General features: G+C 35.1%; 1 protein-coding gene. It reads left to right on the top strand.

All coding sequences use genetic code 11. The annotated features are described in order from the left end of the window. Nucleotides 1-32 precede the first annotated feature (32 nt). A partial coding sequence (locus tag N3D74_06635) for an acetyl-CoA C-acetyltransferase (protein ID MCX8095841.1) occupies nucleotides 33-268 on the top strand: 236 nt, incomplete at its 3' end.

Genomic DNA, 268 nt, shown 5'->3' with positions numbered 1-268 from the left:
ATTTAACCATTGAGCAAATTGATTTATTTGAAATTAACGAAGCTTTCTCGCTTGTAACCGTTGCAGTGATGAGAGAGCTCTCTATTCCACATGAAAAAGTAAATGTCAACGGTGGAGCAGTATCTTTAGGTCATCCAATTGGTGCTTCTGGAGCAAGATTATTGACAACATTAATTTACGAAATGAAAAGAAGATCAGCTAAATATGGGTTAGTTTCATTATGTATCGGTGGTGGAGAAGCTGTAAGTTTAATCGTAGAGAATATTAA

Source organism: Caldisericia bacterium (genome assembly GCA_026414995.1).
GTDB lineage: Bacteria > Caldisericota > Caldisericia > B22-G15 > B22-G15 > JAAYUH01.
This window is presented reverse-complemented; position numbering and strand designations above follow the sequence as displayed.